Origin of the sequence: Micromonospora eburnea (genome assembly GCF_900090225.1) — a bacterium.
GTDB lineage: Bacteria > Actinomycetota > Actinomycetes > Mycobacteriales > Micromonosporaceae > Micromonospora > Micromonospora eburnea.
In genome coordinates this window covers 2,618,206-2,631,643 of the sequence record NZ_FMHY01000002.1, presented here as the reverse complement: position 1 = coordinate 2,631,643, position 13,438 = coordinate 2,618,206, and the positions used below count along the sequence as shown (strand labels likewise).

The 13,438-nt window shown below is 75.0% G+C and carries 13 protein-coding genes; 6 read left to right on the top strand and 7 right to left on the bottom strand.

Features of this window, described 5'->3' with window-relative positions; translation table 11 throughout:
• Positions 1 to 5 precede the first annotated feature (5 nt).
• Positions 6 to 2,801, bottom strand: a complete 2,796-nt coding sequence (locus GA0070604_RS12375; protein ID WP_091118089.1) for a DEAD/DEAH box helicase — start codon at positions 2,799 to 2,801, stop codon at positions 6 to 8.
• A gap of 86 nt (positions 2,802 to 2,887) precedes the next feature.
• Between GA0070604_RS12375 and GA0070604_RS12370 the strand changes: the two genes are divergently transcribed.
• The gene (locus GA0070604_RS12370) at positions 2,888 to 3,649 is read left to right on the top strand and encodes an HAD family hydrolase (protein WP_208602029.1); all 762 of its coding nucleotides are present in this window, start codon (positions 2,888 to 2,890) and stop codon (positions 3,647 to 3,649) included.
• Between the two features lie 143 nt (positions 3,650 to 3,792).
• Positions 3,793 to 4,749: an EamA family transporter gene (locus GA0070604_RS12365; protein ID WP_091118088.1), complete on the top strand. Its 957-nt coding sequence runs from the start codon at positions 3,793 to 3,795 to the stop codon at positions 4,747 to 4,749.
• Here the strand turns inward: GA0070604_RS12365 and GA0070604_RS12360 are convergent.
• Complete coding sequence (locus GA0070604_RS12360; RefSeq protein WP_091118087.1) at positions 4,712 to 5,638, bottom strand: diacylglycerol kinase; 927 nt, start codon at positions 5,636 to 5,638, stop codon at positions 4,712 to 4,714. The two genes, GA0070604_RS12365 and GA0070604_RS12360, sit on opposite strands and share 38 nt — an antisense overlap.
• A gap of 224 nt (positions 5,639 to 5,862) precedes the next feature.
• Here GA0070604_RS12360 and GA0070604_RS12355 point away from each other — a divergent pair, with 224 nt between their 5' ends.
• Both GA0070604_RS12355 and GA0070604_RS12350 read left to right on the top strand, forming a co-directional pair.
• Positions 5,863 to 6,603, top strand: coding sequence for a hypothetical protein (locus GA0070604_RS12355; RefSeq protein WP_141721279.1), 741 nt, complete (start codon positions 5,863 to 5,865; stop codon positions 6,601 to 6,603).
• Between the two features lie 75 nt (positions 6,604 to 6,678).
• Positions 6,679 to 7,254, top strand: coding sequence for an ATP-dependent endonuclease (locus GA0070604_RS12350; RefSeq protein ID WP_091118085.1), 576 nt, complete (start codon positions 6,679 to 6,681; stop codon positions 7,252 to 7,254).
• 73 nt (positions 7,255 to 7,327) lie between these two features.
• On the opposite strand, the gene tatC is transcribed toward GA0070604_RS12350, so the two are convergent.
• The 5 genes from tatC to GA0070604_RS12325 all read right to left on the bottom strand — a co-directional run bounded on the left by tatC (position 7,328) and on the right by GA0070604_RS12325 (position 11,044).
• Positions 7,328 to 8,281: a twin-arginine translocase subunit TatC gene (tatC, locus tag GA0070604_RS12345; protein ID WP_091118084.1), complete on the bottom strand. Its 954-nt coding sequence runs from the start codon at positions 8,279 to 8,281 to the stop codon at positions 7,328 to 7,330.
• A gap of 17 nt (positions 8,282 to 8,298) precedes the next feature.
• Positions 8,299 to 8,574, bottom strand: a complete 276-nt coding sequence (tatA, locus tag GA0070604_RS12340) for a Sec-independent protein translocase subunit TatA (RefSeq protein WP_091118083.1) — start codon at positions 8,572 to 8,574, stop codon at positions 8,299 to 8,301.
• Between the two features lie 217 nt (positions 8,575 to 8,791).
• Positions 8,792 to 9,040, bottom strand: coding sequence for a hypothetical protein (locus tag GA0070604_RS32970; protein ID WP_091118082.1), 249 nt, complete (start codon positions 9,038 to 9,040; stop codon positions 8,792 to 8,794).
• Positions 9,041 to 9,050: 10 nt separating this feature from the next.
• Complete coding sequence (locus tag GA0070604_RS12330) at positions 9,051 to 10,049, bottom strand: helix-turn-helix transcriptional regulator (RefSeq protein WP_091118081.1); 999 nt, start codon at positions 10,047 to 10,049, stop codon at positions 9,051 to 9,053.
• Positions 10,046 to 11,044 carry a helix-turn-helix transcriptional regulator gene (locus tag GA0070604_RS12325; protein WP_091118080.1) on the bottom strand — a complete coding sequence of 333 codons (999 nt, stop codon included), beginning with the start codon at positions 11,042 to 11,044 and terminating at the stop codon, positions 10,046 to 10,048. Before GA0070604_RS12325 ends, GA0070604_RS12330 begins: the two co-directional genes overlap by 4 nt.
• A 149-nt stretch (positions 11,045 to 11,193) precedes the next feature.
• Between GA0070604_RS12325 and GA0070604_RS12320 the strand changes: the two genes are divergently transcribed.
• Together GA0070604_RS12320 and GA0070604_RS12315 are read left to right on the top strand one after the other, a co-directional pair.
• Positions 11,194 to 12,162, top strand: a complete 969-nt coding sequence (locus tag GA0070604_RS12320) for a cation diffusion facilitator family transporter (RefSeq protein WP_091118079.1) — start codon at positions 11,194 to 11,196, stop codon at positions 12,160 to 12,162.
• A gap of 77 nt (positions 12,163 to 12,239) precedes the next feature.
• The gene (locus tag GA0070604_RS12315) at positions 12,240 to 13,325 is read left to right on the top strand and encodes a DUF3866 family protein (protein ID WP_091118078.1); all 1,086 of its coding nucleotides are present in this window, start codon (positions 12,240 to 12,242) and stop codon (positions 13,323 to 13,325) included.
• Positions 13,326 to 13,438: the final 113 nt, after the last annotated feature.

The window sequence follows — 13,438 nt, the reverse complement described above, 5'->3', positions numbered from 1 at the left end:
GCCGCTCAGGCGGCGCCGTGGTAGGCCAGCACGCCCCGGTTGACCGCGGCGATCGCCTGCCGGGCGGTGGCCCGCAACTCCGTCGACGCACCGCCGGAGTCGGCGAGCTGGCCGAGCAGGTCGACCACCTGCCGCGCCCAGCGGACGAAGTCGCCCGCGGGCATCTCGCCGTCGATCTGGTGGCCGCTGGCCAGTACCTTGGCCAGCGCCTCGCCCCGCGCCCAGCGGTAGATCGGCCAGGCGAAGCCGAGGTCGGGCTCCCGGGTGACGGCGAGCCCCCGGGCGGCCTCGTCCGTCTCGATGTCGTTCCACAGCTTGAGCGTCTCGTCGACCGCCTCGGCGACCGGGCCGCGCGGCAGGGAGGCCCGTTCGTCGACGTCCCGGCGCGCCTCGAAGACCACCACGGACACGGCAGAGGCCAGCTCGGCCGGCGAGAGCCCGTCCCAGACCTTGCGGCGCAGGCACTCGGCGACCAGCAGGTCCGCCTCGGTCCAGATCCGGCCGAGCATCCGCCCGGCGTCGGTGACCTCGCCCTCGACGGAGAGGTAACCCCGGGCGGTCAGCAGCGCCACGATCCGGTCGAAGGTGCGGGCGAGGGAGCCGGTCCGGCCGGCGACCCGCTGGCGCAGCTCCTCGGTGTCGCGTTCCAGGCGGCGGCGCCGCTCCGCCCAGCGGGCGTGCTCCTCCCGCTCCGGGCAGGCGTGGCACGGGTGCCGGCGCAGCTCGGCACGGAGCTGGCTGAGCCGGTGGTCCTCGCCGACGGCCTGCCGGGACCGCCCGCCGCGCCGGCCGCCGTGCCGGTCCAGCCCGGTGCCACTGACCGCGGCGGCAAGGTCCCGCCGGGCGGCCGGGGATCGGTGGTTGAAGTGCTTCGGCACCCGGATCCGGGCGAGCACCTCGGCCGGGGTGGTGAAATCGCCGGGGGTGACCCGGCCGGCCCACCGGTCCTGGGTGAGCACCAGCGGGCGCGGCTCGCCGAAGCCGCCGGTGGCCGGGTCGAGCACCACCGCCAGGCCGGCCCGGCGGCCGGACGGCACCCGGATCACGTCACCGACCCGCAGCCGCTCCAGCGAGGCGACGGCGGCGGCCTTGCGCTGGGTCTGCCCCTGCCGGGCGATGGCCCGCTCCCGCTCGGCGATGGCCACCCGCAAGGCGAAGTACTCGTCGAAGTCGCCGTGGTGGCAGGCCGCGTCCACCCCGTACGCCTCGATGGTCTCGGTGTTGCGCTGCACCTGCCGGGCCAGGCCGACCACCGACCGGTCCGCCTGGAACTGGGCGAACGAGGACTCCAGCAGCGCCCGGGCCGGCTCGGCGCCGACCGTGCCGACCAGGTTGACGGCCATGTTGTACGACGGCCGGAAGCTGGACCGCAGCGGATACGTCCGGGTGGACGCGAGGCCGGCGACGTGCCGGGGGTCGGTCTCCGGCGACCAGACCACCACCGCGTGCCCCTCCACGTCGATGCCCCGGCGGCCGGCCCGGCCGGTGAGCTGTGTGTACTCGCCCGGGGTGAGGTCGACGTGCGCCTCGCCGTTGAACTTGACCAGGCGTTCGAGCACGACGCAGCGGGCCGGCATGTTGATGCCCAGCGCCAGCGTCTCGGTGGCGAAGACCGCCTTCACCAGGCCGCGCACGAACAGCTCCTCGACGACCTCCTTGAACGCGGGCAGCATGCCGGCGTGGTGGGCGGCGAGCCCGCGCTCCAGGCCGTCGAGCCACTCCCAGTAGCCGAGCACGGAGAGGTCCTCGCCGGGGATGGCGGTGACCCGCGACTCGACCACCCGGCGGATCTCGGCGCGCTCCTCTGGGGAGGTCAGCCGCAGCCCGGCGGCGAGGCACTGCTGCACGGCCGCGTCGCAGCCGGCCCGGCTGAAGATGAACAGGATCGCCGGGAGCAGCCCCTCCCGGTCGAGCCGGTCGACGATGTCGGGGCGCATCGGACCGCGCCACCGCGGCCCGCGCCGGCCGCCGCCGGGGCCGGCGCTGCGCCCCTCGCCCAGTTCGAGCCGGCGCATCGTCTCCCGGGTGTAGCGCAGCAACTCGGGGTGCACGTCGTGCTTGCGGGCGGCGTCAGCGTCGTGGAACAGGTCGAACATCCGCCGGCCGACCAGCATGTGCTGCCACAGCGGCACGGGCCGGTGCTCGCTGACCACCACGGCGGTCTCGCCCCGCACGGTGACCAGCCAGTCGGCGAACTCCTCGGCGTTGGAGACGGTGGCCGACAGGGAGACCAGGGTGACCGAGGCGGGCAGGTGGATGATCACCTCTTCCCAGACCCCGCCGCGGAACCGGTCGGCGAGGTAGTGCACCTCGTCCATCACCACGTAGGCCAGGCCCTCCAGGGTGGCCGAGCCGGCGTAGAGCATGTTGCGCAGCACCTCGGTGGTCATCACCACCACCGGCGCGTCGCCGTTGATCGCGTTGTCGCCGGTGAGCAGGCCGACCTGCTCGGCGCCGTAGCGGTCGACCAGGTCGTGGTACTTCTGGTTCGACAGCGCCTTGATCGGCGTGGTGTAGAAGCACTTGCGCCGGGTCGGCCCCGCACCGTCGGCGGCCGGCGCCTTCCCGGGCCCACCCCGCAGGGCGAGGTGTACGGCGAACTCGCCGACCACCGTCTTACCGGCCCCGGTCGGGGCACAGACCAGCACGCCGCTGCCCCGTTCCAGGGCCTCGCACGCCTCGCGCTGGAAGTCGTCGAGGTCGAACCCCAGATCACGGGCGAATTCGTCCAGGGCCGGGAAGGTGGAGGCCTGCGCGGCCCGGCGGCGCGCCGCGGCGTACCGCTCGGCGGGGCTCGACATGCCTCCAAGATTAATCGGTCCGTCCGACGACCACCGGCCAAGGCCATCCGGCAACCGGGTAGGAGCGGGTCGGTAGGGTGCACGACGTGCCGGATCATGCCGAACCGACCGCCCCGAGCGGCGCCGACGACGCTGTCCACCCGACCACGTCCCGCCGGCCTGTGGAGGCGGTGCTCTTCGACTTCCACGGCACCCTCGCCCAGGTGGAGGAGCCCCGGGAGTGGGTGCTGGCCGCCGCGGCGGCGTGCGGGGTGGAACTCGACCGGGTCCGCGCCACCGCGCTGGCCGACCGGCTGCTCACCGCGGGCCGGGCGGGCGGGCCACTGCCGGCCCGGGTGCCGCCCCGGCTGGCCGAGCTGTGGGCCGACCGCGATCTCTACCCGCACGCCCACCGGGGCGCCTACACGGGGCTGGCGGAGACCGTCGACGTGGGCATCGAGGGGTTCGCCGACGCGCTCTACGAGCGGGTGCTGGTGCCCGACGGCTGGGTGCCGTACCCGGACACCGAGGCGGTGCTCAAGGCACTGCGCCGGTCCGGGGTGAAGGTGGCGGTGGTCAGCAACATCGGCTTCGACATCCGGCCGCTGATCGACGCCTGGGGGCTCGCCGAGCTGATCGACGCGTACGCCCTGTCGTACGAGGTGGGGCGGTGCAAGCCGGACCCGGGCATCTTCCTGCGCGCCTGCGGCATGCTCGGCGTCGACCCGGAGCGGGCCCTGATGGTGGGCGACACCCCCGCCGACGCGGGCGCGGTCGGGGCCGGCTGCGCCGTGCTGGTGCTGCCCTGCGCCGACGCCGGGCGCCCCAACGGCCTGGGTGCGGTGCTCGACCTCGCCGTGCCCGGCTGACCGTTTCGCCGCCCCGCCTGGCCAGCGGCGGAGGTGCCGGACCCTGGGCCGGCCACGGCCGGGGCACACCGCCGGAGTGACCGCCGACCCACCTCGCGACGCCCGACGACGCACCGCCTGACCTGGGAATTAGCGTCGCGGGCATGACGACCGGCGGATCTCCCACCACGCCCGCCCCGGCCCGCCGCACCGGCGCCGTCGGGCTGGTGCTCGGCGGGGCGCTCTCGGTGCAGTTCGGATCCGCGGTCGCCGCGCTGCTGTTCCCGCGTACCGGGGTGGCCGGAGCGGTGACGCTGCGGCTGGCCATCGGCGCGCTGCTGATGCTGGCCGTGTGCCGCCCCCGGCTGCGCGGGCACAACCGCGACGACTGGGTCGCCGTGATCGCCTTCGGGCTGGCACTGGCCGGAATGAACTCGGTCTTCTATCAGGCCATCGAGCGGATTCCGCTCGGCCCGGCGGTGACCCTGGAGGTGCTCGGGCCGCTGGCGCTGTCGGTGCTCACCGCCCGCCGGCCGGCGGCCTGGTGCTGGGCCGCGCTGGCCCTGGCCGGGGTGGCGCTGCTGGGGCAGGGCGGCTTCGATCGTCTGGATCCGGTCGGGGTCGGGCTGGCGCTGGGCGCGGGCGCGCTGTGGGCGGCGTACATCGTCTGCTCGGCCCGGGTCGGCGGGCGGTTCCCCCGCGCCGACGGGTTGGCCCTGGCGTTGGCCGTGGCCGCGCTGGTCACCCTGCCGATCGGGCTGGTCGGCTCGGGGAGCCGGCTGTGGCACCCGGCGGTGCTGGGGCTGGGCACCGGGCTGGCCGTGCTCGCCTCGGTGCTGCCGTACACGCTGGAGCTGCTGGCGCTGCGGCGGCTGCCCACCGCGACCTTCGCCGTGCTGATGAGCCTCGGGCCGGCGATCGCCGCCCTGGCCGGCTGGCTGGTGCTCGACCAGCGGCTGGCGGCGGTGGAGATCCTCGCGATCGGGCTGGTGATCGCCGCCAGCGCCGGCGCGGTCCGGGCCGGCACGCGGGGCCCCACCGGGACGGCCGGCGGCACGCCGGGACCGGGTGACGTCGAGCCGGTCAGCGCAGCAGCCGCAGCGCCGCCGGCACGGCGGTGATCCGCAGCGGCAGGTCGGCTGTCCGCTCCCCGTCGGCGTAGGTGGTGATGCCGGCGGCGTCCAGCTCCACCGTCCGGGCCCGGTGTACGCGCACCAGCGGGTGCGCGACGTGGGTGCCCTGGTAGATGCGGGGCTTGACCCGGATCAGGGTGCGCCGGTCGAAGCGCCCGCCGACCACCACGTCCAGCAGCCCGTCGGTGGGGTCGGCGTCGGGGCAGACCCGCATGCCGCCGCCGTAGCTGGCACAGTTGCCGACCGCGACGAGAACCGCGTCCACCTCGTGCTCCGCACCGTCGAGGCGCAGCCGGTAGCGGCGCGGGCGCAGCCGGGCCAGCTCGACCAGGATGGCCAGGTCGTAGCGGCGCGGGCCGCGCGGCCAGCGCATCCGGTTGGCCCGCTCGTTGACGATCGCGTCGAAGCCGGCCGCCAGCACCGCCCCGTACCACCGCTCGGCGCCGTCGGCGGTGGTCACCAGGGCCAGGTCGACCGGGCGGGCGCGGCCGGCGCGCAGCGCCTCGACGACCACCTCGACGGCCGCGAGCGGGTCGGTGGGGAAGCCGGTGTCGGCCGCGAAGTCGTTGCCGGTGCCGGCGGGGACCGGGCCGAACGGCACGGCCGTACCGGCGACCGCCTGGAGCGCCCGGTGGATCGTGCCGTCCCCACCGATCGCGACCAGCGCGCCGGCGCCGTCGGCGACCGCGGCGTGGCAGGCGGCCTCCGCCTCCTCGGGGGTGTCCGCCGCCAGCAGCCGGACCGGCCGGCCGGCGCCGTTCAGCCGGTCCAGCAGCCGGGGCAGCAGGCCACGGTGCCGTCCCCGGCCGGCGGTCGGGTTGACGAGCACGGCGACGGGGCCGGGCGGGACAGGATCGTGCACGGTCACGGCGAGCACCGTACGGCACGGGCAGTCGGCACCTCCAACCTCGTCCGGGCCGGCCGGAACGGGCCGGCCGGGCGCGGCCGGCCCGTCGACCGCGGAACCGTAGAGCTCGGCGGGCGTGCTGTGTGCCAGCGACGAGCCGTGACCACCCTCCCCGGCTCCGCGCGGACCGCTGCCGCCGGGGCGGCCACCGACGGGGACAGTGCGGCGGGCACCGCTCGGGTATGTTCGCGTCCGTGCGACGGAGAAACCTACTGGCCGTCGGCGCGGTGGTCGTGGTCGGCGCGGGCCTGCTGGCGGCCCGGCTGTGGTGGCCCGACGCGGCGGCCACGCCCTACCGCGACAGCGCCGTGGACGACGCGGCCGAGAAGGTCGACCGGGTCCAGACGCGCTTCACCTACGACCACCTCTACCGGGCGGACGACTACGCGCACACCGCCGCCCAGCAGCCCGACGTGACCGTCCTCTCGGTGACCGGCGAGACCCACTGGCAGACCGGGGTGACGCTGGTGCTACGGGTCACCGGCCACGGGCAGGCGGTCGCCCGCGACGGTTCCGTGGTCGAGGGCGACGAGCAGATCTGTTTCCGGCTGCGGCTCGGCCCGGAGCGCGACCGCCGTGACGACGACATCGCCTGCCCGGCCGGCGATCCGCTGCCGGTCTCACGCGATCCGTCGCTCGGCGGTGTCGACGACCGGCTGAAGCGGGCCCTCGCCTCGGCCGGCCCGGACGAGTCCGCCGTCCGGTCGGCCGTCGCCGGCCTCGGCCTCGACCCCGCCGTCGGCCAGGACGTCGCGGCCCGGCAGGGCATGGTTGGGGTGGCTCTGCGGGCCAGTCAGTACGACTGCCTGCTGGGGCGGGTAACCCCGAAGGGCGCCGAGATCTGGCGGCCGTCGCACACCCAGCTCGCCCCGGGCGAGTTGCCCTGCTCGGCGGAGACCGCGCTGAGCAGCCTCTTCGGCAAGTATCCCCACTAGGAGAATCCGGTTGCCGAGGTCGGTGCGGGCGGGCATGGTGGGCCTGTTTTCGGCGCGGACCCCGGGAGGCATGCCATGGACCTGCGAAGCGGCCTGACCGATGCCGCCGGCCTGTCCGCCGCGACGGTGGTGTTGGTCGAGGGCGACAGCGACCGCCACGCGATCGAGGCGGTGGCGCGCCGGCACGGCCGCTCGCTGCACGGGGTGGCGGTGGTGCCGATGGGCGGGGTGACGAACATCCGGCACTTCGTCGAGCTGTTCCACGACCGCAGGCTGGCCGGCCTCTACGACGCCGCCGAGGAGAGGTTCATCCGGCGGGCCCTGGCGGACGGCGGGCTCGGCCCCGCCCGGTCCTCGGCGGAGCTGGCCGGCCTCGGCTTCCATGCCTGCCGGGCCGACCTGGAGGACGAGCTGATCCGGGCGCTCGGGACCGATACGGTCGAAGAGGTCATGGCGGCCGTGGGGGACCTGCGCTCCTTCCGACTGTTCCAGCGGCAGCCCGCCCAGCGGGACCGCCCGCTCGCCCGCCAGTTACGCCGCTTCATCGGCACCCGGGCCGGCCGCAAGAGCCACTACGCCACCCTGCTCGCCGACGCCCTCGACCCCGCGCGAACCCCACCGCCGCTGGACCGCCTGCTGGCGCTGCTCTGACGGCCCGCTCCTGATACGCGAAACGCCGCCCCCTGCTCGGGGACGGCGTTCCGGTGTGCTCGACGCGAACCGGTCAGGTCATGTCGTCGTAGCGCCGTTCGATCGGCGCCGGTTTAACGATCGGCTCGGGCGACTCGATCGGGCTGGTCGCCTCGACCCGCTCGACGGCCCCCACCGGCTCGGCGGACAGGTCCAGCGGCGAGACCTCGTCGTCGGCGATGCCGGCGTACATCTCCTTGCCCCGTCCGCGCCGCTTGTCGTTGAGGAAGGCCACGCCGACCGCGACGAAGTAGAGCAGGGAGAGCGCGGTGGCCAGCAGCGTCATACCGAACGGACCCGGGTCCGGCGTGGCGATCGCGGCGAACGCGAACGACACGAAGATCACCACGCGCCACCAGCTCAGCAGGCGCCGGGCGCTGGCCACCCCGGTGAAATTGAGCATGAGCAGGATCAGCGGGAACTCGAACGCCACCCCGAACAGCAGGATCATGTTGGTGACGAACGCGATGTACGGTTCGGCCGCGAACTGGTTGCCCAGCCCGCCCACCCCGGCTTCCATCAGGAACCCGAGGCCCTTGTCGACCACGAAGTAGGCCAGCACCCCGCCGGCGGCGAACAGCGGCGCGGCGATCGACACGAAGACGTACGCCCACTTGCGCTCGTGCCGATGCAGGCCGGGGGCGATGAACGCCCAGAGCTGGTAGAGCCAGACCGGCCCACCAATGATCAACCCGAGCCAGAGCGCCAGCTTCAGCTTCAGGAGGAACGCGCTCGTCGGCGCCAGGGCCAGCAGGTCCTGGCACTCGCCCAGCGCGTTCGTCGTGTCGGGCAGCCGGCAGTAAGGCCGCTTCAGCAGCATGAAGGCCGGGTCGGCGAGCCAGAAGCCGGCGATCAGGCCGCCGACGATCGCCAACGACGCGCGGAACAGCCGGTTCCGCAGCTCACGGATGTGCTCCATGAGCGTCATCGAGCCGTCGGCGGCCCGCTCGAAGTTGCTCGGGCCGCGCTTCTTCAACGCGAAGGCCACGGTGGTGGGCCCTCCGGTCAGTTGTCGCGGACGCGCTGCACCGGGTCGACCGGCTGCTGCGGCTGGGCGTACTGCTGCTGGCCGGCGTTCGGCGGAAGCGGCTGGTAGGCGGCCTGCGCGTCGGCCTTCTCGGCCAGGTCACGGTCGTCGTCTTGCAGGCTCTTGGTCTCGGCCTTGATGATCCGCAGCGAGCGGCCCAGCGAACGGGCCGCGTCGGGGAGCCGCTTCGCGCCGAAGAGCAGGATCAGCACGACCACGAGTACAGCGATGTGCCACGGCTTGAGGGCACCCATGGGAAGCTCCAGTCGCTCAAGTGTCGGTGAGGGGTGGTCGGAGCCCATCGTACGTCCGTCACTGTGGGTTGCCACCCCGCCGGGCCTGTCAGTGCGGGCCTGGCCGGTGAAGTCTCGACCAACCCGAAGTGTCCCGTCAACCACCCGTCGCGGCGCGATTGTGCACGCAACCACCGGCGAACGCGCAGCTACCGAGCGCCCGACCGACCGCCGTCGATCAGCGCCCGCGCCTGGCCTTGATCAACGCCAGCCGTTCCTGCGTGACGGCCACCCGCTCCTGCAACGCGCCGGCCCGCTCCTGGAGCGCCTCGGCGGCGGAGCGCAGCGCCTCCGCCTCGGCCTGGCGGCGTTGCAGCGCCACCGCGGCCCGTCGCAGCCGGGGCAGCCGCGCCAGCACCGGCCGGACCGCCAGGGCCAGCACGACGAGCGCGAACAGGACGACCCCGAGCACGATCCACGTCACCACGGCGGTCAGCCTACTGGCTGCGGCCGGCGGCCGCGCGGTCCACCGGCGTCGCGTACGCGTCGAGCGCGGCGACCGCCTGGGCACGGACCTGCTCGGCCAGCTCGGCCGGGGCGACCACGGTGACGTCCGGACCCAACCCGAGCACGAACCGCCGCGCCCAGCCCAGGTCGGTGACGCGCAGCGACACCAGCCACTGCTCGCCGTCGGACTCGACCCGCTCGCACGGGTAGTACTCGGTGATCCACCGCTCGCTCCGGCCGATCCGCAGGGTGATCGACGGCAGGTCGGCCGAGGGGCGGAACACCCCGTCGCTGAGATCGTGCGGGCGGGCCTGCGCCGGCACCACCGCCGGCTCGTCCAGCTCGGTGACCGCGTCGATCCGGTCGGCCCGGAACAGCCGGACCGCCTCGGCGCGGCGGCACCACGCCTCCACGTACGCCCGCCCGCCGACCATCAGCATCCGCAGCGGGTCGATGGTCCGCTCGGTGGTCTCGTCCCGGGCGGCCGTGTAGTAGGTGATCCGCAGCGCCCGGCCACGCTCCACGGCGGCCCGCAGCTCGCGTACCCGGGGAGAGTCGCCGGGCAGCCGCACCTCCACCGGGGCGCCCGCCAGGTCCCCGGCGGCGCCCTCGATCTTGGCGAGGGCCCGTTCGACGGCCTCCCGGTTGGCCACCCCGGGCGTCTCGGCGAGCATCCGCAGCGCCACCACCAGGGCGAGCGCCTCGTCCGGGGTGAGCCGCAGCGGCCGGTCGATGCCGGCGTCGTAGGTGATGGTGACCCGGTCACCGTCGAACGCCATGTCGATCAGGTCACCCGGGCCGTAGCCGGGCAGCCCGCACACCCAGAGCAGTTCCAGGTCCTCGCGGAGCTGCCGCTCGGTCACCCCCAGGTCCCGCGCCGCCTCGGCGATCTCGATGCCGGGGCGGGCCAGCAGGTAGGGCACCAGGTTGAGTAGCCGGGCGAGCCGGTCCGCCGAGGCGCGGCCACCCCGGGCCGCCGGCCGGGTCACCGGACACCCCCGGTTACCGCCAGCTCGTCGTGCCGGGCGGCGATCTCCTTCAACCGCTGGATGACCGCCTCCCGCACCTCCGGCGGCTCCAGCACCCGCACGTCCGGGCCGTACCCGACGATCTGGCCGGCCAGGTAGTCCGCGTCGGCGTACGGCAGAACCAGCCGGTCGCCGTCCGGCCCCGACCCGCACTCCGTCGCCCAGCGGCGCAGCCCGGCGGCCCGCCCCGGGGCGACCAGCACGGTGGCCCGGTTGGACCGCTCCACCGGCCCGGACCAGCGGGCCACGTGGCTGATCAGGTCCACCCCGACGGGCGGCTCGTACGCCCCCGGGTCGCCGGTCACCCGGACCGCGCCGACCACCCGGGAGAGCCGGAAGCAACGGGTGGCCGCCCGGTCCAGGTCGTGGCCGACCACGTACCACCGGCCGCGCCAGCAGACCACGCCCCACGGCTGCAGCCGACGGCGGGTCGGGGCGTCCCGGTCCGGCACCCGGTAGTCGAAGTCGACCTCCCGCCGATCCCGGGCGGCGGCGGTCAGCGGGGCGAACGCCGGGTCGACCGTCACCATCGGTTCCAGGCCCAGGGTGGCGTGCGGGTCCACGTCGATCCCGGCGGCGCGCAGCTTCGCCAGCCCCGACGACGCGGCGGCGGCCAGGCCGGCGTGCTGCCACAGCCGCGCCGCGATGCCGACGGCGGCGGCCTCGTCGGGTTCGAGGGGAATGTCGGGCAGGGCGTACTCGCGGGGGGCGATCCGGTAGCCGGGCTCGGCGTCGAACACGCTCGCCGTCCCCGTCTCCAACGGCACCCCGAGCTCGCGCAGCTCCGCCTTGTCCCGCTCGAACTTGCGCTGGAACGCCTCGTGGTCCTTGACGTCCTCCGGATCGTGCTCGTATCCGGGCACGGTCGCGGCGATCTGCGCGGCGGTGAGGAACCGTCGCGTGGACAGCAGACAGATCACCAGGTTGACCAGGCGTTCGGTACGGCTCCGCGACACGTGTGAACGCTAGCAGCCCGCCCGCCGTGGGCGTGAATCCACGCGGGCGCGCCGTGACGCGGACCGCCGCGGGCGCCCGTCACATCCCGGTGACCGCGGGTGATTCCGCTCGCCGGGCAGGCCGCCCGCCCCGGCCATAGGGTGAGCGCATGGCGGAAGCCGAGGTCAAGACCGAGAGCGTCGGCACCGTCGTCGTGGCCGGCACGGCGAACCTCGTCATCGCGGCCGCCAAACTGATCGCCGGCCTGATCTCCGGCTCGGCGGCGATGCTCTCCGAGGCCGTCCACTCGGTCGCCGACACCACCACCGAGGTGCTGCTCTTCCTGGCGCTGCGCCGCGGGGCCCGCCCCGCCGACACCGGGCACCCGTTCGGGTACGGCAAGGAGAGCTACGTCTGGGCGTTCCTCGCCGCCCTGTTCACCTTCGTGGTGGGCGCCGGCTTCGCCATCACCCACGGCGTGACCACCATCCTCGTGCACCAGCACACCGGCAACTACCTGGTGTCGTACCTCGTACTGGTGGTCTCCTTCGCGGTCGAGTCGGTCTCCCTGGCCCGGGCGATCCGGCAGATCCGCCGGGAGTCGCGCCGCTGGCGGGCCACCCCGCGCCGCTACCTCCGCCTAACCGCCGACACCACCGTCAAGGCGGTCTTCCTGGAGGACTCCGCCGCCCTCGTCGGTCTGCTCATCGCCGGTGTCGGCCTCGGGCTGTCCGAGCTCACCGACGACGAGCTCTACGACGGGATCGCCTCGATCCTGATCGGCGGCCTGCTGCTGACGGTCGCCACCATTCTGGCCAGGAGCAACGTGTCGCTGCTCGTCGGCCGGGCCGTCTCGGACCGCGTCCACCGGCAGATCGAGCAGGATCTGGAGGCGCTGCCGGCGGTGGACCGGGTCGACACCCTGATGACCATGCTGCTCGGCCCGGACGACATCCTGGTCGCCGCCAAGGTCGACTTCCACAACGACGCCACCGGCGCCGACATCGAGGCCGCCGCCGACGAGGCCGAGCGCCGGCTGGCCGAACGCTACCCCGAGATCGCGTACGTCTTCCTCGACCCAACCCGCTCGATGCCCGACCCCGCCCGCGGCGCCCGGCACACGCAGAACGAGGACTGACCGCCGACCGGCCCTCGATCCACGCGCCGACGACCCGGCCGCGGCCCGGCCCGCCCGCGGCCGATAGCGTGCCCGGCATGGTGCGATGGCGGTCAGGCACGGTCACGGCGGTACGGCGACGGTGGGCCGGCGCGACGGAACTCGACGTCGACCTGCCCGACGGCGGCCGGATGCGGGCCCTCGCCTACCCGGCGCTGGTCGGCGACCCGGAGCCCGGCGACCGGGTGCTGCTCAACGCCGGCGCCCTGCTGATGGGCCTCGGCACCGGCGGGTACGCGCTGGTCGTCGCCCTGCCCGACCGGCTCCCCGCCGACCCGCCGCAGGCCGCCGGCACCCGCGAGGCCGGTCACCTGGTCAAGGCCCGCTACACCCCGCTGCAGCCGATCCTGCTCGGCGTCGACGAGGAGGCCTCCCCGTACCACGACCTGCTGGCCGCCGTGGAGAGCCTCGACGGGATGCCGGTGGTCACCGCCGACCTGCACTCCGCCCTGCCGGCGATCCTGGCCGGCGTGCACGCCGACGCCCCCGGCGTCCGGGTGGCGTACCTGCTCACCGACGGCGGTGCGCTGCCGGCCTGGTTCTCCCGCACCCTCGCCGGGCTCGCCGGCCACCTCGTGGGCACGATCAGCGTCGGGCAGGCGTTCGGCGGCGACCTGGAGGCGAGCACCCTGCACAGCGGCCTGCTCGCCGCTCGGCACGTGCTCCGCGCCGACGTGGCGATCGTCGCCCAGGGGCCGGGCAACCTCGGCACCGGCACCCGCTGGGGCTTCTCCGGAGTGGCCGTCGGCGAGGCGGTCAACGCCATCGCCGCCCTCGGCGGGCGGGCCGTCGGCTCGCTACGAATCTCCGCCGCCGACCCCCGTCCCCGCCACCGCGGCGTCTCCCACCACAGCCTCACCGCGTACGGTCGGGTGGCGCTCGCCGCCGCGGAGCTGGTCGTGCCGGACGGCCTGGAGCCGGCCCTCGCCGCCGAGGTCGCCGCGGCGCTGGCCCCCCTCGCGCAGCGGCACCGGATCGTCGCCGTGCCCAGCGACGGGCTGGACGCGGCGCTGCGGGCCAGCCCGGTGGGGCTGTCGACGATGGGCCGCGGCCTCGACGCCGACCACGCCTACTTCCTCGCCGCGGCCGCCGCCGGTCGCCACGCGGCCCGACTGCTCGGCTGAGCCGGGCCGCGACCAGCCGCCGGCGACCGACGCCCAGCCCGCGCCGCGGCGTCGGACCGGGCTGAGGGCAACCCTGCCGGCCCCGCCGGGCGGCGGTCTCCCCGGTGCGGCAC